The organism is Bacterioplanes sp. CLAM21 (assembly GCF_059641015.1).
In genome coordinates, this window is record NZ_CM184929.1 from 2,489,161 (window position 1) to 2,508,382 (window position 19,222).

The following is a 19,222-nucleotide window of genomic DNA, read 5'->3' on the forward strand; positions in this document are numbered from 1 at the left end:
GACGCTGCTTATGGCAGGTATACAACTTACATCTGGAGAGGCTAAAGATGGCAAAAGGGATTTGTTACTCGGCCAAGTTTCAGTAACGCTCAATGCCTTGCTATCAACCACAAGAGCCTTGATGCATTAGTTCGGTTCAGCCTATGGTCACGGTGTAGTCAACGACCAAGCAGCAATAGCCATAGCCGCACGTACTGTACAAAAGATGACTGTACTCGATTTCGGCTATAGCGCTGGTCAGCCAGATACCGGCTGGCAAAAATTGAACGCGATCAGGTAGCCATCAAAGAGCAAGGTGAAGGCTTCTTTATTGTCGAAGTCAGCAAAGCAGGCTCCGACGACAAGGTCTATATCCAAGTATTCGAAATGGCTGCGTTTCTGACGTTTCAAAGTCATACCCGCTTTAATGAGCACAGCCCCGACATTTTACGGGGCTTTACTTTGATTGGATTAACTTGCCTAAATAGTCAATGGCGCCAGATAAACGCCTGACCATGATTCTGATGGATGAAAGATGGTTAACCTGAGCGAATCGCAGGGAGTTTCAATCATTGATGTGATCAACAGGCTGTTGTCATCAAGGACCATGATAGCGTTAACCAACGAGTCACAAATACGGAACAGACAGATCATGGAGTTGGATTTTAAGGCCGCAAAAACGCCTTAATCAATACTTCCGATAATATCAATTATCGGAAATAACTTAGCCGCCGTTCTATCTTCCACATCCAACGTTACTTGTTGCCCCTTAATTTGGGCTGCTAAAGCCTCTGGCAAGAACCGCTTCTCAGAATACATGCCTGGCCCTGGTTACTGACACTGGCTGTACGTTAAATTACAGCCCTAAGCCTAAGGATACTGTTTTATGAGCAACCGCTACCGTCGAACACTGCAGCAGCTAATAGGCCTGTTGCTGTTTACACTGCGTGTTGAACCGGCACCCTAGTAACGGATGCTGGTATTATCCACGTGAGCAGCCTATGTCCTGAGGGATATGTAGAATGCGACTATGTGTCGTTAAAGTTTGCTGGTCAATCGGGTTCTGACAATCCCTCATTGCTTGGCTCAACACTTTATAGCCGCTGCGCCGATGGCATTAGCCCTTGTCGCTTTCTGGGCTATGAGTTCCCTAAGGCGCACACAACCATCAGAATCTATGACCAAGGCGACTCAGTACGCATTGAAGAAACACAAAACGATAGCGGCCATGTCATTTCACAACAATCGACCGTCTGGGTGGACAACGACAACGCACTAGCGCGTTATTGTTTTGCTGCCAGTACCTCCTTGATGAATATGCTACCTGGCCGTGGTGATGATCATTCTAGCCATTGGTTGATTGCTCAGTTTGATGGTTTGCCCTGTGAGCAATCTACCTTAACTTTAAGCATTATCGATCCTGACACCAAGACAACGTTGTTCTCTTTGGGTTATGCCTGGAATGAGCTGACCCGTCACGACGATTATCGTCCCGAGCAATATAACGACATTGCCAGTGCTCGCTTGTACGCTTTGCTGAATAGCGTGGGTCAATCCATTCAATGGCCCGAGTATCAATATTCCAGCACCAACGATGCACCATCGGTGGTATCCCGTATCGCCTGGTTAGAGCAACAACGCGCTCAGATCGATGCATCTACGTTTAATGCTCATCCCGAATCGCCCCTCGCCTCACCCGCTGAGCAGAGTTATAACGCCCTGACGAATGAATTGGATCATCTGCAGCAACAGGGATTTGAATATGGGATAAGTCATGAATACTACCAACAGTTAAAGGCTTCAGGTGCGGCATTAGTTTTGTTTGAATATGGTGAAGGCCAAAGCTTGGCCATAGCACTGGATATCTCGATTGGGCAGATTGTTACGGTTAGTTCAGAGGCGTTATAAACCGATAAAGACCTAACGCTCTACTCAGCTTGCCGGGTGCCAGCACGCGGCAACTAAATCGTCACCAGCACTCTTATCGCCAATGCCATCAATACCGCGCCTGATAAGCGATCGATCAATATTGCTTTGCTTCTCAGCGTCTGTAGGACATTAGGCCGAGACAATAACAGTGAAACCACGGTATACCAGAGCCCATCTATTAACACTGGGGTTGCGACCAAAACGGCTTGGGCCGACAGCGCAGATTCAGGCTGAATAAACTGACTGAACAGTGCGATAAAAAACAAGGCGATTTTGGGGTTCAATAACGAAATTAACGCCCCCTCCTTTGCCGACTGCCAAACAGGCATAACAGTGCCAGCCTCTAGGCTACTGGCAACACCGCCTGAAGAGCGTAGAGCCTTAAAACCTAAATACGCCAGGTATGCCGCGCCGGCAACAGCAATGCCCTGAAACAGCCACTGCGCCTGGGCCAATGCGTAGCTCAACCCCGCCACCGTTAATAGAGCATAAACACCTATGCCTGCGGCATGCGCCCAGGCTGCAGCAAGCCCGTTGATACGTCCCCCTGCCAGGCTATGTTTGACCATGGTGGTCAGGCTTGGTCCGGGTGACATGGCTCCGAGCAAACACACCAGTGCTAAAGATAACCACCAGGAAATCGTCATAACATACCGCCAATAAAAAGACGCCGAATGGTACTGCACTTTCTCTTTCTCTCACAACGCCTTAGGGCCTGTTACCACTATTTCGATCATGCTGTTATGAGCTGCCTTTCACAGGGTGGCCATTTTCATAGAACCACAAGGCGCTGCTGTGTATAGTATTAGCTGCACGGAGGCCGAATAAATGAAAGCTATTTCTGCGTTATGTCTGTTGTTGCTGGCATCGGCCACAGCCCTGACATTGTACCTACCCAAACAGGGTGCGACGAACGCACAAGTGCCCCTGTACAGTGTGGATAAACCATCGATAGATACGCCCATCAACTACGCTGATTTAAGTATTGCTCAGTGGGAAATCAGTGCTAGCGAAGAAAAACCGTCATTTGGCCTATTGCTGTCGATTGTTAATCACCCCACTGATGCAGCTAAAGTGGCTGAGCGCTGGAGTAAGTTGGCAGCGTCAGTGACGCCAACATTGCCGCTGGTGTTGTTTACCTTAAAAGACGATCAACGCAGTTGGCAGGCACTGATGTTAGGGCCAGCCAGCTCCACTGCAGAGCTTGGCCCATATCAGTCGTTAGCGACCGGTCAACGTTTTGCTAATGAGCTACTACTGTGGCCCGTGTCCGACAAAAAAGCCGATGACAAGGATGCTCAATGAAAACACCCGCTCCGCTTAGAAATTATCAGCAAATGGTTCGCGTCGTGCGTGATAACCAGTCCCACGCTTGCTGTCGTTTGCCCTATCAATTAGCTAGGGCTTACGGTGATGGCAACGCATCGCCGACGGAAACCCGGCTGCGCAGCCTTGATGAAATTGGCATTGATGCGCGCAGTCAGCGCCAGCCTGAGCCTGCGGCGAACAATAATTTTGTATCCACCCGAGAGACAACGACGCTGTATCATCAACTAGACGATCAGCAGCAAAGCTACTTTCGCGGCATAAATCCAGATCCAGCACCAACCCGCCAGTCAGCTTGGCCAGGCACTAAATCGCGCGCCTACTTGGGCGGTGGCAGTCAGGAATCGGTCAATATTCAGCCGCCGGGGGAGCAGCAACGCAGCGAGCAAAATACTAACCCTCCTCAGCAGTCTGCAGAGCCAAATAGCGAGCAGTTCGTATCTCAGCCGCCCCAGCACCTGCCTGCTGATTTGAGCTATCAGCCATCAGCATTGCGCCCTGGCAAACAAACTCGCTTGCCGCTGGTCGATACACCCTCGTTGAAAGGCATTAAAGGCACAGACATCACCTTTTAATCGTTCAACTCAAGATCATGACCTTTACCTGGCATGGCGACAGCGTCATGCCAATGGTGTTGTAGGTGTTGTGAGTAGAGATGCACAGCATTTTAGTGGCTGGCATAACCTGCTTAAACACCTTAAAACTGCCGATAATATTTTCTACCGGCCCCATTATGGTATTGGACACCACACCCATTAAGATCCCAGCCTGATCACCATTTGATAGCGGCACTGTGGTCAGCAGATTATGGTCCGGCATGGCTTCGGTAAACATATTAAAAATATTCGGGATCGCCATGGATGTCAGGCCGATATTGGGCATAGGGACTGGCACAGGTGTTTTACAGACATCAATCACCGATAAATGTATGGCGATACTTTGTGTATTGGCAAACATGCTTCACCCCATATTGATGCGTTTGCCATCAATCACCACATCTTCACTGGCGGTCATGATGTGCTGTTGGGCGCTGCTGCGGGCGATGCCATTGGTGTTTTGAGTCAACTGTTCAGATTGCACAATCAGTTGCTGCGCTTGTTGTACCAAACTGCCAGCGGCAGACAGACACGCATGTTGAGCGCTAATCGATACCTGATCGGCCGAGCAAATTTGGGTACGATTCCATCCCAGTAGCGACACTTCCGGTGCCGTTATCGTTAACGGCTGATCTAGCTTGATATCGATTTGGCGGCTGACCTCGGCACAGCGTTGCAAAATTTGCACTATGTAATACCCCTGCCCGGCTTCGATAAAACACACCAAATCATTGAGCTGAGGTGCAACCAGCAAACTGGTGGCCGCGCTGGCATGGAAATGCTGATCGATACAAAATAAGCCGTTTTCATCCACTGCACTGATACGTCCGTAATAGGTGTGCTCAATTTCGGTCGGCAGTTTTTTCGGTGCAAAGCGAATACAGGTATTCATAACTGAACCTCGTGCTCGGCGAGAGCTTGTTGTTGTTGGGACTGTTGCGGATCTTCATCGATACGCTGACTGAGGTCGACGCCAGTCCAGCGGTTGTGGTCATCGATCAGGGCGTGAAAATTACTCTGTTGCAGCCGACAGCGGCTAAAGTCACATTGATGCAGTTGCGCATAACTGGCGTTGGCATAGCTTAAGTTGGCTTCTTGAAACTCACACTGATTGGCCTCCAGTTGCTTCATCCAGGCCATCTCCAAATTGGCGGCCTTCATACTGCACTTTAAAAGCTTCGCTTGCTGAAAATTGCTTTGCTGTAGTTGTGCACCATCGAACTGGCAGGCCTGCACATCACTTTGCATAAACAACGCCTGCTGCAGCTGAGCTTGGCCAAAGTCACAGTGACTGATGGCACATTGAGAAAAGCTACTGCCTTGCAAATTGGCCTGACGCAATACAACATCACTAAAAGTACTGTTATTAAAGGTGCACTGACTGAGGTTATAGCCACTTAAGTCATTGCCAACAAACTGACAGTGCAGCAATAGCGCTTTATTAAACTGGCATTGGCTTAGCGTCATATCGGCAAAGTTGCTGTTGCTCCAGACAATATTTTGCAACTGGCATTGACTAAGGCTGAGTCCTGAACAGCCCAACTCCGCCAGATTGACCGTATGCAGCTGGCATGATTGCCACTGCGCTTTTTCCATGTTGCATTGACTCAGGGTACTGGCTTGTAACAGGCATTGTTGCCAGTGGCTGTGGCTGAGGTCAGTATCGCTAAAGGTCGCTGTGCTCACGCTACCAAACCATTGACTGGCTTTGGCACTGCACTGTAGCCAGCTCGCTTGCTCGGTAGAATTATTGCGCAAATGGCCGTCGCTGAAATTACACTCCACAAATACACAACGATTTAAGTTGCACTCTTCCAGTATTACACTGGAAAAGTCACAGCGGATATATACCTGTCCTTCCAGGTTGCGCTGCTGCCAATGCTGGCCAGAAAAGTTCTGATCCATTATCGGAGCTTGATTGCTTGGCACGGTCATAACAGTTCTCGCCTGGCAATGAAATAGTAAGTGGTGTAACCATCAGCGCTTCAACTAGCAATCGATGGCATAGGTGACGTTTGACAACGAATAAAGCGTGCCTCCTGGCTATTCATTTCCGTCGTCGAACAGTTGATAAACTTCACCTCGGTTAATTCAGAGGAAACAAACAGGCTTTTATTTAACCTTCCTTGGCAAAATAAAACCTGCTGCAGCTTGCTGTGACTAAAATCGGCTAACAGTAAGATGCAATGATTAAACACACAGTGCTGAATAACGGATTGTTGCAGTTGCGTGCCCCCTAAATCACACTGCTCAAAAACACTGTTTATGCATCGGCTTTGTGTTAAATCTAAGTCACGAAACCCGCATGTATGCCATTGGCAGGCTTCAAACTTAGCATTGCCCAACTGGCCTTGGTTACTAAACTGGACCTTTTCGGCTTTGGTCTGAATATGCTCAATTTTTTCGGCCTTAAGATCGACCATAACGCAACGATACAAGCGGCATTCTTGCCAATGGCTATGACTTAGGTCGGCTTTGCTAAAGTTGCCGATGTGTAGCGAGCACTGTCGCCATTGACTACCCGCTAGAGTGGCCAGCATAAACTGGCATTGCAATAATTCGGTTTGCTCAAACTGCGCTTGATCAAAGCACGCCTTTAGCGCTTGTACCTTGGTTAACTTGGCTTGAACGAAGCGAGCCCCGTCAAACTGGCTGTCCATCATTAGGACATCATCGAGTTCAGCCCCAGAAAAATCCGCGTCTTGCCCTTGGCATTGAGACAGATTGCAGTGATGCAGCGTTGCTGAGCAGAAGGTTGCACCGGCTATATTGGCGTCGGTCAAAATGGCGCCGGTTAAATTTGCACCATCAAAACAGCAGTGCTGTAGGTCGCACCCTTCTAGGCCACACTGCCTCAAATCTTGCTGACTAAAATCCAGCCCCTGTAAATCCCCGCCTGATAGATCCCGCCCTGCCATGCTTTCGCCGTTAGCCAACAATTGCTCAACCCACTGACGAATGGTTTGAGCGCCATTCTCCGGCATGCTTTCAACATTGGGCAAGCGCAAAGGTGAGCTTACGCGATTACGGTATTGGCTCTGACGTTGCAACTCAGCGGCATAAGCCAGCTGTTGTTGCGGTTGCTGAGGAACGTCTTTGAGATTTATATCACTGGCGGCTAATGGCCTGCTCCACACTCGGGCATGCAAAGCTTCTAGGGTTTCTGGCTGTGACTTGGCTGCCTGTTGTTGCTGAGCCTGTTGCTGAGCCTGTTGCTGAGCCTGTTGCAGTGTACTGGCAGAGTCTTGCTTAGCTTGCTTTAGCTGCGCCTGGGCATAAGCTTGGTGCTTGCTTAAATCGACCTCACCTTCTTTAACCAGCTCAGCTGGAATCGGCGGTAAGTCGTCATCGTCGCTGCTATTAATGTGCTGATCTGGATGTTGCTGCTGCAACTGTTCAACATATTTGGCCTTTTGCTGCCGTGCTTGCTCCGCTGCCTGGCGATAAGCCTGCTCTATTCGCTGCTGTTCAACGGCAGTTTTCAACGGCTTTAACGGCGCTTCAAAGATCATATGCGTTGCCGCTGTTTCGGGGTCGGTGCGCAGTGCCAGCTGCTGCTGATAATGGGCCAACTCTCTGGGGGTGTCGCCTTGTCGTTCATAGGCCAGCATTAAATGACTGACATCCAAACCAAGAGAATCCTGCACATCAATACAGCCACGATGAATCACCAGCCCCATCTCTAATTGAGGGAATAGCCACAAAGTATCAATTTGAGTGCTGGCTTCTACCAGCTGATTAGGCTGCTTGGACGTTAGTTGTGCAAATACCCGCGCAGTTAAACTAGGAACATTAAATGTCCACTGTGGATGCAGTGGATGCAACCCCTGTAGCTCGACTGTGCTGCCTGGTTTGATAAAGCCCTTTAATTGCTGATCTTTCAGTGCTGCATTAAAAAATTCCGGCTGGGTGTCATCAGCGAACCCGGGGTGCACCTGTTGCAACCACTGCTGATCATAGTGGCCAGTAAATTGCTGGCGCTGCGGCCAGCGCACATCCAACGGGGCAAAACACGCAGGTTTTATCGTCTGATGATCGGCTTTAATGCTATCGCCCTTGGCATATAGGTTGGGTAATGATATCAATCCGTCCGTATCTTTTGCTCGTCCCTTGCCTAATGGATTATCGGCAAAATCATCGCCGCCATAGGCGTTTTCAAAGCGTAATGGCATGGTCGAAAAAGGCTTTGGCTGGCTTGGGCTTCTGAAGCGCCGCCCGTTCCAATAGCGATCACCAATAACCTGAAGCGATTTACCAACGTTGGTCACTTGTACTTTGACCTTCATTTGTTGCACGGACTGTCCGGCTGGAGCACAAGCGTCGCCCCATAACATAAACTCGCCGCACGCTTTAGCATGGCCAGTATCAAGGATCACACCCTGCTGCAAAATAGGCGCTAGAGCTTTCCAGCCATCTTGCTCATTTAGGTAACCTGCCTCGCCGAAACGAAAAAATCCCAACACGCCAACGGCCATTTGTGTTTTGCGGTAATGGTAAGTTTGACTGATCAGGCTTAAAGTGCGCGGTTTAATGATCTGCATAGCGGCTCACAATATGATGTAAATACCCAACAGTATTTCCGTGGTGGTTTCTGTAGTTTTGACATGGGTGGTGAGTTCACTGGTCACCGTCGCCGGTATGACTTTGGAATTTAACTCTACAGCGGCATTGACCACGCTATTGATAGCCACCCCGACATTGACCTTGCTGTTCATAGCAATACTGACATTGGTGGAGTTATTGATTTCGGCACCAATAAAGGTCGAGGTCGCGGATTTAGCACCAATAAAAGTATCGGTATTGCTGGCCGCTCCCAGGGTCGTCGATACACTGTTGCTGGCAGCCAGCTTAGTGCTAGTACTGTTGGTCGCGCCAATAAAGGTTTCCGTGCTGTTGGTAGCGGCCAAGCTGGTTGAGGTGTGATTGCGAGCACCGATAAACGTCTCTGTGCTGTTGGTCAGCCCTATGGTCGTATTGGTGCTGTTACTGGCCGATATATTGGTTGAGGTAACGTTTTTGGCGCCAATAAAGGTTTCCGTGGCGTTACTCACGCCTATGGTGGTCGACGTTGAGTTGGTGGCCGACAGATGGGTTGACAGAGAGTTGCGCGCACCGATAAAGGTATCGACACTGTTGGCCAGCCCTACGGTGGTGGAAATGTTATTGGTGGCGCTGGCATTGGTGGTAATGCTATTGGCGGCGCCTATGGTGGTGGAAATACTGTTGGTTGCGCTAAGCGAGGTATTAATATCATCGCGAATACCAACAAAGGTATTGATATTATTGACGGCGCCCACCGTGGTACTGATGCTGGAGCTGTCGCCAATTTGCAGCGAGGTGCTGTCACTATCGCCTAGGTGTTTATTTTTATTGACGACTTTGCCGTTGGTTTGTGAGCTGGAATACACGGTGGCGGATTTATCACCCCAGCCCGGCGGTGGCATATCGGTGCCGCTTAGGCTGATAGAGCGACCTTTAATATGATGCTCATTGTAGCTATCGCCATTGCCGAGCTGCCCTGCCAACGACACTATCGATTGATCGGGCAGCTTTCCGGCAACAAAGCTGGGGGAGTTTAAATCCACGCTGCCATCGTATTCGCCAATCACCGAGCGGCTAACACTTTTTCCAACTTTAGAATAACTTTGGCTGGTTTCGGTATTGCTGACGCTATAACTGACCTTGCTATGGCTCTCGTTGTAGCTGCTGCCTTGGGACACCGAGGCGCTCAGAATACCGCTATCGGCATTATCACTTTGCGATAAGCTCCAGCCCCCGCCTTTGGAATAACTGCTATTGCCATATAATCCACCGTCGATGGCGGCATTATCATAGGCGCTTTCCACCAGCTGAATGGCTTGGCTAAGATTAGTAGCGGAATTGTGGCCGTAGCGAATACTGATGCCGTCGCCATAACTGGTGGAATAATTACTGCCCCAATGGGTATTGGTTTGCCAGGACGCATTGCGTCGGTCGGGTGGCATTATGGTTTTTGAACCATGGGAAGACAGCACCTGCTGCAGTTCAGGTTGCTCACTTTCATTGCTGCCACGACCGATCATTACCAGCGAGTTAACTTCCGGTACCGTTTGTGATGTGCGCGGCAGGGCCACCCAATGTTGCTCGCCCGTTACTAGCTCAACCAAGCAACCACGCTCATGATACGGTTCGCTATCAAAACTGGTTTGGCCACGCTCGGGTTGAAAGTTGCTTTTGCTGCGATAGCGCCAACCCGAGGGTTTTTCATGATCGATGACCTTGGCCAGAATACTACCTTGGCGTGTGTTCTGAATGGAAAACGGCGTCAGCAAGGTATGAGTATATTGATCCTCACCCAAACTTAAGGCGGTGGCTTCCACCTGGCCACTGTATGCACCCGAGGCAGCCATTTTGTGCTGAATTTTGGTCACCACATAGGTTTGACCAGAAAATTCCGGTCGTCCCTGGGCGTTAACACTCATGGACGTTCCAGCAGGTATATCTTGTAGCGGGTCAGTTAAGGTAAAACAATAACCTGGACTCAATAGCGGCGTTGTCGCAGTGCCCGACAAGGTACCGCTTTCGGTTTCTATTTGCTGGCAAATTTTGGTTAATTGGCCTTTGTTTTCGTCAGCATTAGCGCCGTAGTCGTAGCACCTGTGGTGCTGGTATTCGGTTTTTGCCTGATGACCATGCTGTACCCAAGGGGTATTTTCTGAGCTGGCTACGGGGTTTTGCTCCCATACTGCCTGCTGGCGAGACAGCATGGCGCTGACTTTACCCGGCATCATCTTCATTGAATAACGCAGGTCACAAAACAAGTCATTTTGCTGCTCACCGAGCTTATCGATTGATGAATAGGTGTAACGCAGCAGAATTGGGCCACTTTCATGACCGGGAATCGCTACCTTATCGGCAGTGACGACACTATTGGAAAACACCAAGGTTAATGATTGCTGCTGATGAATAAAAAAATAATGCACGCAGCATTTACCCAATATGCGCTGGATAAACTCCAAGTCGGTCTCGCCGGCTTGTAACCAATCTTGGGTGCGTGTGAGGGTCAGACTGCTGTCAAAGTCATAGCGAATCTGAAATTTGGCATCTTGCAGCTCTTGAGCAAACACCAGATTCAGCAAGGTCTCAACATCGCAGTCTTCATAGATATGGTAGCGATTACGCAAACTTAATATATGCAGCTGCGATTGCACCGTCAGTGTGTAGCAGCCAGGCGCCCCCAGCGCCACTTCCGTCACTAAGCCACGCAAGTAGCGGTATTGCGCTGCTGCACTGTCGTCATTACGGGTAGCAATACTGATACAAGCCCACTGCCCTATGACGCTGGCATCCAACATTTTGCCATTGGCACTGGCGATATCATCGGCACGCAGCTCCAACGTCAGCTGAAACGGCTGTGAAATACTTTCTTGCCCTTGCAATGACTCAACGCGGATATAGTTACCATTTAAACCACTGCCGCCCTCAATCTGGACTGCCACCTGAGGGTTGTTGTATTCAACTTCGTCAATGGAAAACGGGGGCTGCTGCGCTGACATGCATAAACCTGGCAAACTTCATTTGCTTGGATTTAGCAGGTTTAGTGCCAGCTCTGATAGCGGCATAAATCGAGGCGTTGAGCCTCTATGGAAAGAACAAGGCGGGTCAAAAAACACCCGCCTGGGTTAAGTAAGACCGCCTTACTACTGAACTGACCTAGAACTTGAGCTTGTTCTTGCCATAGTACTTACGCGGAGGAATTGGATTAAGAATGCCACTATTGCCGGCATAGTGGGTATCCTGTAGTTCGCTTCGCAGTTTGTTTTCGGTTAAATCACCACGACCATTGTGATGGCCAACGGTGTTGCGCTCTTCTACTTTAGCGCCCGTTGGACCATGAATGTTTTTACCCGAGTGATTACCTTCAACGGTATGAACGGCATGAATAAGTTCATGACCCAAACTCATGGCGCTAGAAGAACCTACATAGCCTTTACGATGCTGGCGAGAAGCGAGCTTAGTTCTATCTGGCTGATGGGTAACAACTGCCGACGAGCCGACGCCGGGCTGGCTAGCCTTAACACGATCCAATGGTTTGTTGGATCCACCGTGAGCACTGTCATCGCCGCGATCTCGTATCGACACATTGTGGCCACTTTGGCCTATGCGTTGAGAGATATCCTGGCCCGTTTCGGTGCCGGCCAGTTGCGATAAATCGCGCCGTGTTTGCTGAATAAAATCAGCATAGTGGGCGCCAGTGTCATGAGTGCCATTGGCACGGTCACGTGAAATGGTGACGTTATCCCATCCTGGGACAGTAACGTTATCGACCCTGTTCAGTCTGGCTGCCTGTCTTTGCAGCATATCCGGGGTGATACGTCTATAACCACCCTGCTCTTCACGCGCTTGCTGCACGTTGCTAATCATGGTTTTAAAATCAAGACCCTTGGAGGGCGCCTTAGCCCCGCGCTTGGCCTTAGTGCGTAAAAACATCATTGCCGATGCTCTCCATTAAAAGTTGGGTTAAACGAAGCAAGAAAAATATCAACTCTCCTTTTTGGTTAACGAACGATGGGTGTAGCAACTGAAAGTCCGACAAATGACTCTAGAGAAGGTACCAATGAATACTCACAGCCCATGGCAGTGATCAATTGTTGTAACTGATCAAACAACCGTGTTTGGTCCTGATGATCCGCCAGATAAAATAAAACTTCGTTGTCATAAGGTGGCGCGAGACTGCATGCCAGTGGTTTAAAGCCCAAAGATTGGGTGGCATACAGCGACGGCTGATTATGGTCATATACCTTGGCAAAACATTGCTCAAGGCCGATGCACTGTTGCGCCCAAGTCAATACCGCCGATACCGCCGCGGGGCCAAAGCCATAGCCCTGAAAATCCCGACCTAACCAGTAGTAAAAAAAACCGCTACCGTTGTGTACTTCAATGCTCACGGCACCCATCATTCCCCATTGCTGATGTATGATGGCAAACAGCCAAGCGCCGTTGGCTTGCTGCTCCAACAGCCACTGCAGCCATTGATCCTGGTTGTCAAACATCGGCAGGTTGCAGCGCCAAGCAATGTCTTGTTCATAGAGCCAAAAAAAGCTTTCCAGATCATTAGCGCGCATAGGCCTTAAAACAAGCTCATTGCCGCAATGAATGCCGCTGTTGGAGAGCTGTTCAAACGCCTGCCAATCTAGGCAGTCTTGCCCGGGAAAATAAAGATTTAAGCGTGTCAGTAGCTGTTCAAGAGCAGCCAGGTCATGCAATTGCCAGTTGGCATGGGTTGCTAATTGCAGTGCTTGAAAATACTGCTCGCGGCTTTGTGTCGAAGACAGCGACAAGTCTGGCTCCAGCCAAACCTTCAGCATTGGCCAATCACATAGCTGTTGACTGAGCTTCTGCCATAATTGTCGCTCCTGAATAGATATTTCCTGCTGCTGACAGCGTTCTCTAGACTGCTGCATCCATACCAAACGTTGCTGCTGCTCTATCGGCTGATTAATGGCTCGCAGCAGTGCCTCGCTGTAATCGTTACTTACTTGTTGCTTTAATAAATAAGCACTGTTCATTTAGCTGCATCCGCCAATTTAGGACCTGCTAACACTATTTAGCTCTTTACTGCTGCACGTCAGTTTTTTCTTGAGTAAGGCATGAGGAGCGTGGTTTAACGGGTTAAATAAGTAACGAATAACGCGACTCAGGGAAAAACGGACTGCAGCCCTTCGGGGTATGGCTGAAAACCCCTCAGTCTGTGTTGCCCATCTTTCATTTAACTCGTTAAACATCACTCTTCGCGCCTTAATTGAGGGGTTTTCAGTTCATAACAGTGTGATCGAAATAGTGTTAACAGGCCCTAGCCACGCCCATGGGCTTGAAACGTCAAATCTCTGGTGCTGCCACTGTGATCTCGGGCATTCATTCGATAGGTAGTGCCGGTGCGATCGGTATGGGTAATGGCCCCTAAATGACCACCATGCATATGAAAGTTGGTGACACTGGCGCGGCGCTGCCTAGCACCACGCATATGCCCTACAATTTCCATTTGTGTACGGCCATTTCGACTGTCGCGGCTAAACTGATGGTGAGCGTCATCCAGACTTCGACCACCGCGGGTGATCAAGGCGCGCATTTGTGTCGCATCAACAAGCGTCTCCGGCATATCCCTATCCTCTATTTATCGTTGCTCGCTAGTATCCAGCCCCATCACTTCAAAAATATTGAGTTGCCCGCCTTTTTGTAAAAACAGCTCCTGATATAAATCGGGCGCTGTTTTTTCTCCCCAGGCGCATGCGGTGTACACCAGGTACGGCACAGGGCTGTGCGGATCATCACGCATCAAAAACTCTGCTGCCTTGTACAGCAAGGCGAAGGCATCGGCGCGACTTTTTAACGGGCCATTGCCTCCCTGACCGCCAGCGGCTGGAGGCACTAAAGGGTCGTCGGCACTGCCAGCAGCGGCATCTTCCTCATCTTCGCTGGCCATACTGACACCACGACGCTGTAATTCTGAGCCCACCATTTGTGAAATATCACGCAATAAGTGACTGATTTCGGTCAGGCTAGGACTGTCTTCGCCACAAGTATCGTCTAGCCATTCCATCAGCTCGTCGACGGCTCTAGCACCGTCACTGATGTCGGCACTTAAGGCCTGCAAAAATTCCTTCGAGGTAGCCGCCATATGATGCTTAAAGGCCTCTGCCGTGGGGCCTTTCCAATCAAACGCTTCTTGCTGCTGGCGCTTTAATAGTTCATAACGTTGAGTGTTTTCCCAATCACTCCAGGACATTTCTTTTGAATCAATATCAGCATTGGTGAGCGGTACCAGACGCAGCTGCAGCGACAGTTTTTCGTTGATCCAATTAATCGGATTGGTTCTGAATTCAATATCACCATCTTCCATTTGTGGGTGCATCGAATCCCAATAACACTGACACAAACTGCGGATCAATATCGCAGCGGGGGCAACGCCAGCAAAGCCATAACGGTGAATGCTGGATTCCATTAACCACACACCCAGTTGCAGATCCTTGCTCTTGTGGCACAAGGCATTGAGTGCGGTCTTTTCGACCTGCTCCCAATCGGCAGTTTTTAAATCGTGGGTCCATACCCCTTGTGGTAGGGTCGGATCGTCTGATCGCCTGGCTTCTTTAATGGCAAAATAGACGCCGTTATGGCGTACCGATTCACCCACGGGATTATCGGCAATGGGCGCCATTAATTGCTCAAGGCTGTAGCCATAAAAAGACTCAATGTACTGGCTCAGTCCGGCATTATCGGTCGGCTCAAGGTTGCTCGGAAGTCGCAAGGCTCTTTCCTCCAGGTTGCGACAGATCACCGGGAATGCCCGGCGCTGTTACGGGTAATTGAATAGGCAAACTGACGCTATTGGCCTGACCATCGTGAATAGCCGACACATCGACCAATAAGTTGACCTTGCTGAGATAAGACGTTGGTGCAGCCTGGCTGTTTTTGCCATGCCCAACCACGGGCACTTCAAACATTAACTGGGTAGATTGACCAACGTGGTCGCTCTGAGCATAGCGTCGCCACCATTCAAATAGCGCCCAGCGGCCACGACTGTTAAATACCGCGGTACGCTGTTTGTCATTAATCTGCACCGGATGCTCACTGTTGCGAGCGGGTCTAAATTCAGAACCACTGGCCCAGCGCAACGTTAGCTGTAAATCATCGCCAGGCACCCAGTTGGCTTGCTGCTGGCCGTTAGGGAACGTCAGCAGCTCACTGCCGCTATTAAGCGTCCATTGCACGATCTGACGAACACCGAGAGACTGTTGAGGTAAGGCTGCAAACTCAATATCCAAATTAAACCGCGGCATGCCTTTACCGTCTTGAGATTGCTGCCATAGCCCGGCCAACTGATCGAGCTGGCGAACAAATTCAAGCCAGCCATCTAATGCCAGTTGCGGCTGTGCCGAAACCAGCTCTTCTAACCCTTGCAATAAGGTTTTTCCCTGTACTGGTTGGCCCCACTGCTGGCGATAATCCTCTAGGAAGGACGTCAGCACTTCTGGGCTAATGTCCTGTCTGCCAGCTTGCTCCAAACTAGCAAAGGGGAAATACCCGGCCAGTTCACGATTAAATCGCTCCGCTAAGGCCAGATAGCGTTTAATAACGGTGTTTTTGCCATATTGCTGACAATAACTGCGCACTTGTCGCTCTATGCGATAATGTCGGGTGGCAAATAACCCGCCCGAGCGATGAGCGGCGGCGGGTTGTTTAAGCCATTGGTTGCAGTCTGCGGCATTGAGCTGCACTAGGGTCGAGCCAGCAAATTGCTCCAGCGCCAGTACATGGTTACCGGGTTCTTGACGATCGTAGCGGCGCATATCGCGCAAGGTATCAAGCCAACGATTAGCCGATGTGTCGGTACTGCTCACGCCTTGGGTATCGACCAAAAACGTTACCATTGGTTTGGCATACAAGGTCGCCACATAACTCAAACGCTGACGCTGATTTTGCAAATAACTATCCATTTCCGCTTCACTGGGATAACTAAATAAAGCCGCAGCGAAGTTCTCACTGGCCCACTGCGGTGCAGGCAGTGGCAGATAGATACGATTGTCTTTTACTAATTGGTCGAGCTGGCTCAGCTGTTGTCTGGCAAAGCGCTGGCTGGCGTTTTTAAGCAGCGCCAGATTGGCTTCATCGCCCTCTTGTTTCAGCAACGCCATGAGCTGCTTAATGCTGGCGCTAACGGACTGAAAGCTACTAACACTGGCGGCAAGCTGCGACTCTTCATCATTGCTGTCGAGTAAAGCTGTACTATTCACCACTTTAAATATCTGTGCCTGATCAATTAAGCTGGCAATCGATAAGCGCAAATGCTGATTCACCGCGGTGGCATAAAAAGGCGCCGATTGCTGCCACCATTGAGTTTTGAATGCCTGGTAGGCCAAGATCGCATCCATGGCCTGAATCAGGCTATCTCGCTGCCAGCCGACTACAATGCGCTTAGCCTCCTGTGCTGCTGTGACGCTTTCAACACTGGTATCCACCGGATTGGCAATAAAAGGCAGTGATTCCAACGCAGCAAACTGATCAACCCAGTGTTTTAATGCAGGCGTCAGTACCAGTTTGTCTGCCTCACCTAAAACAAACATATCACCCAGTGGGGCTATGTTCATTCGCGCTAAACGAGTCCGTATAAACTGATCGCACTGCTCAGTTTTAAAGTGGTGCACACTGGCAGCTAACGGAGCGCTTGGGTAGCCTGCATCTAACAGTTGCCGTTGCAGTGTTTGCAGTCGAGCGAGCGTCTGGCCGCAAGGACTGTTATTGCTGCCCGAAATAAGCCAATAATGTTGTACGTATTCCACCCACTGCTCAAATTCTTGCAGTGCGGCTTCCATATCATTGTCTTCACGCTGATAGCTACTGTCTGACAAGGCCATAAAAGCACGCTGCAACCGACTCACCGGTGGTGTTAACGTGGTGGCTATCAGCTGCTCATGCAGCGCAGAGGACAAATGGTACAACTGAGACAGTTGCCGATCGGGCTCTAGCATATCTGCCTGGCGGATACGATGATCATAGGAGCCGCGTTCTACCGCACCGGCGATCAAAGGGCTATCAAAACGAATGGTGCTTGGAATAGCGGTGTCGTACAAATAGCGTAATAAGTGACTTAGATCGTCATCGATATGACTGCCATCACTGGTGGGGGCAGCCAGCTCAATAAAGAGCTGCTGAGCATTTTGATACTCGCTTAAATCGTTAATAAAGCCTGTTAGTCGTGTATTGGCTTGTTTTAAATCAGCGTTGCTCGACAGCGGCTTAAAGTGATTTTTGCGTAACTCATCGGCACGTTGGCGCAGTCGACATTCCATGCCTTTAAATAAACGCTCAGGCAGTACCCGTTGGGCAACGGCTTGCTGCAACGTATCTAACTGACCATTACCCCATGAAGCTGGGATCGCCAGGGTATTAGGCTGCTGACTCATACGCGTCAGTGCCGTTAATAGCCACCAGGTGCGCTCGCCGCCGGCGTCGCAATAATCGTCTTTACGGTTGGTGATCTCTTGCCACCAGCCTTCGGTATCTGTGCTGTAGCGATACAACCTATGACTGTCAAAGGCCAGTGCCATACAGAAAAATATCAGCATTGCCAACGAGGCGTACTGCATTCGGCGTAAAATGCGATTGGCCGAAAAACGGCGCTGCTCTAACGGATACGCCAAGTTGGCTTCGGGCCACAGTTTTTGTGAGAAGAAATCTTCCGTCGGCGCCGCCTGACCGTTGATCAGCCCACTCAGCCAAATGCCCCTCAGTGGCGGCGCATCTTGAAAACTGCTGCGGCTAAAGGCATACGACAACACCGCTTTTAACGGTGCGTGAAGCTGCGTCAATTCACGATCAAATAGCATAAAGGCGTCAATATCCTCGATATCACCGCCTTGGGCGGCAACGGCCAACTGACCACTGCGCACACCGTTGATTAGGGTATCAAACGCCTCGTCAATCCACTGATCGGAATAGGCTTCATCCATACGATAAGGATTGGACCAGCCAAACATTTCTTTCGGTTGATCCTTGCTACGGGCACGCCAAAATGCTTCGAACCCTGGGACTAAATCGCATTGAGTCAGCTGAACATACACAGGCACCACAAAACCGGTTTTTTGCTGTATCTGCCACAACTGCTGATACAAGCGTTCGCCTAGCTGACGTTGCTCGGTGGGATCACTGGCTGCCACCAGTTGCCGCGCCGACAGAGTGAGAATAATGCCGTCGACCGGGCGCTCTGGGCGGTAGAAATTCAGCAAATCAACAATGTGCGGAAAGTCTTTTTCTTGTTCTACCTCGATGATGGTGCCCTGATCAAAGAAGCGCCATTGGCTGCCATCGCTAATCAGCTGCTTTTCACGTGCTAATAAATGCGTTCGAGTATTGTGTGCAATGCTGTCTACCCACTGGCTTTTGCCACTGCCATCAAGACCCGTGAGTAAGTGCCATTGGGTGCGGTAACGCCAGTCTCGGCGGGTGGTCAGGTAGCGTACAACATCGATACCTTGGCGCACATGCACCCGACTTAACCAACGCCAGCGTGTTGTTTGTTGCTGCTGCTGTTGCTGTTTTTTTTGCTGGCGCTGCTGTAATTTCTTTTCCAGCCAAGCAAAGGGTTTGCCGATCAGGTTGCTGATAATTGAAGCCAGAGATAACAGGCCATCCCACAGAATTTGGCCAACTTTATAAACAACATAGGTTAGCAATAACAAACCGATAACCAGCCCAACAAATTGCCACAATGGATCACTCCAGATGGGCTCTAGCTGATTAATTAAAGGCTGCAAACGTTGCTCCAAGGCGCTCCACATCGACTGCGACAGGCTTTCAACCCGCTGCCATTGCTCACTCACTGACTGCTGCCAAGAACCGCTCATGCTGCTCTCCCC

At 49.9% G+C, this 19,222-nt stretch carries 15 protein-coding genes; 3 read left to right on the forward strand and 12 right to left on the reverse strand.

The window, feature by feature from the left end; translation table 11 throughout:
- Window positions 1-237: 237 nt before the first annotated feature.
- Entirely contained in the window at window positions 238-390 is a 153-nt protein-coding gene (locus tag AC55FS_RS11525) for a hypothetical protein (RefSeq protein ID WP_496932397.1), read from the reverse strand.
- 621 nt (window positions 391-1,011) lie between these two features.
- Between AC55FS_RS11525 and AC55FS_RS11530 the strand changes: the two genes are divergently transcribed.
- On the forward strand, window positions 1,012-1,887 hold the full coding sequence (locus tag AC55FS_RS11530) for a hypothetical protein (protein ID WP_496932398.1): 876 nt from the start codon (window positions 1,012-1,014) through the stop codon (window positions 1,885-1,887).
- Window positions 1,888-1,940: 53 nt separating this feature from the next.
- Here AC55FS_RS11530 and AC55FS_RS11535 read toward each other — a convergent pair whose 3' ends face one another.
- Window positions 1,941-2,555, reverse strand: a complete 615-nt coding sequence (locus AC55FS_RS11535; RefSeq protein ID WP_496932399.1) for a LysE family translocator — start codon at window positions 2,553-2,555, stop codon at window positions 1,941-1,943.
- A 181-nt stretch (window positions 2,556-2,736) separates the two neighbouring features.
- Between AC55FS_RS11535 and AC55FS_RS11540 the strand changes: the two genes are divergently transcribed.
- Complete coding sequence (locus AC55FS_RS11540; protein WP_496932400.1) at window positions 2,737-3,213, forward strand: hypothetical protein; 477 nt, start codon at window positions 2,737-2,739, stop codon at window positions 3,211-3,213.
- Entirely contained in the window at window positions 3,210-3,809 is a 600-nt protein-coding gene (locus tag AC55FS_RS11545; RefSeq protein ID WP_496932401.1) for a hypothetical protein, read from the forward strand. Before AC55FS_RS11540 ends, AC55FS_RS11545 begins: the two co-directional genes overlap by 4 nt.
- A 4-nt stretch (window positions 3,810-3,813) precedes the next feature.
- Here the strand turns inward: AC55FS_RS11545 and AC55FS_RS11550 are convergent, their stop codons facing one another.
- From AC55FS_RS11550 to AC55FS_RS11595, 10 genes are all read right to left on the reverse strand, one after another.
- The gene (locus AC55FS_RS11550; RefSeq protein WP_496932402.1) at window positions 3,814-4,191 is read right to left on the reverse strand and encodes a DUF4150 domain-containing protein; all 378 of its coding nucleotides are present in this window, start codon (window positions 4,189-4,191) and stop codon (window positions 3,814-3,816) included.
- 3 nt (window positions 4,192-4,194) lie between these two features.
- Window positions 4,195-4,722, reverse strand: coding sequence for a DUF3540 domain-containing protein (locus AC55FS_RS11555; protein ID WP_496932403.1), 528 nt, complete (start codon window positions 4,720-4,722; stop codon window positions 4,195-4,197).
- Window positions 4,719-5,765, reverse strand: a complete 1,047-nt coding sequence (locus tag AC55FS_RS11560; protein WP_496932404.1) for a pentapeptide repeat-containing protein — start codon at window positions 5,763-5,765, stop codon at window positions 4,719-4,721. The genes AC55FS_RS11555 and AC55FS_RS11560 overlap by 4 nt, the downstream gene beginning before the upstream one ends.
- 50 nt (window positions 5,766-5,815) lie before the next feature.
- Window positions 5,816-8,371: a DUF2169 family type VI secretion system accessory protein gene (locus AC55FS_RS11565; RefSeq protein WP_496932405.1), complete on the reverse strand. Its 2,556-nt coding sequence runs from the start codon at window positions 8,369-8,371 to the stop codon at window positions 5,816-5,818.
- A gap of 6 nt (window positions 8,372-8,377) precedes the next feature.
- Window positions 8,378-11,365, reverse strand: a complete 2,988-nt coding sequence (locus AC55FS_RS11570) for a contractile injection system protein, VgrG/Pvc8 family (protein ID WP_496932406.1) — start codon at window positions 11,363-11,365, stop codon at window positions 8,378-8,380.
- A 157-nt stretch (window positions 11,366-11,522) separates the two neighbouring features.
- Entirely contained in the window at window positions 11,523-12,302 is a 780-nt protein-coding gene (locus AC55FS_RS11575) for a M91 family zinc metallopeptidase (protein WP_496932407.1), read from the reverse strand.
- Window positions 12,303-12,367: 65 nt separating this feature from the next.
- The gene (locus tag AC55FS_RS11580; protein WP_496932408.1) at window positions 12,368-13,378 is read right to left on the reverse strand and encodes a GNAT family N-acetyltransferase; all 1,011 of its coding nucleotides are present in this window, start codon (window positions 13,376-13,378) and stop codon (window positions 12,368-12,370) included.
- A 284-nt stretch (window positions 13,379-13,662) separates the two neighbouring features.
- Complete coding sequence (locus AC55FS_RS11585; protein ID WP_496932409.1) at window positions 13,663-13,968, reverse strand: hypothetical protein; 306 nt, start codon at window positions 13,966-13,968, stop codon at window positions 13,663-13,665.
- A 15-nt stretch (window positions 13,969-13,983) separates the two neighbouring features.
- Window positions 13,984-15,114 carry a type VI secretion system protein TssA gene (gene tssA / locus AC55FS_RS11590; RefSeq protein WP_496932410.1) on the reverse strand — a complete coding sequence of 377 codons (1,131 nt, stop codon included), beginning with the start codon at window positions 15,112-15,114 and terminating at the stop codon, window positions 13,984-13,986.
- Window positions 15,092-19,210, reverse strand: coding sequence for a type VI secretion system protein (locus AC55FS_RS11595; protein ID WP_496932411.1), 4,119 nt, complete (start codon window positions 19,208-19,210; stop codon window positions 15,092-15,094). The genes tssA and AC55FS_RS11595 overlap by 23 nt, the downstream gene beginning before the upstream one ends.
- Window positions 19,211-19,222 lie beyond the last annotated feature (12 nt).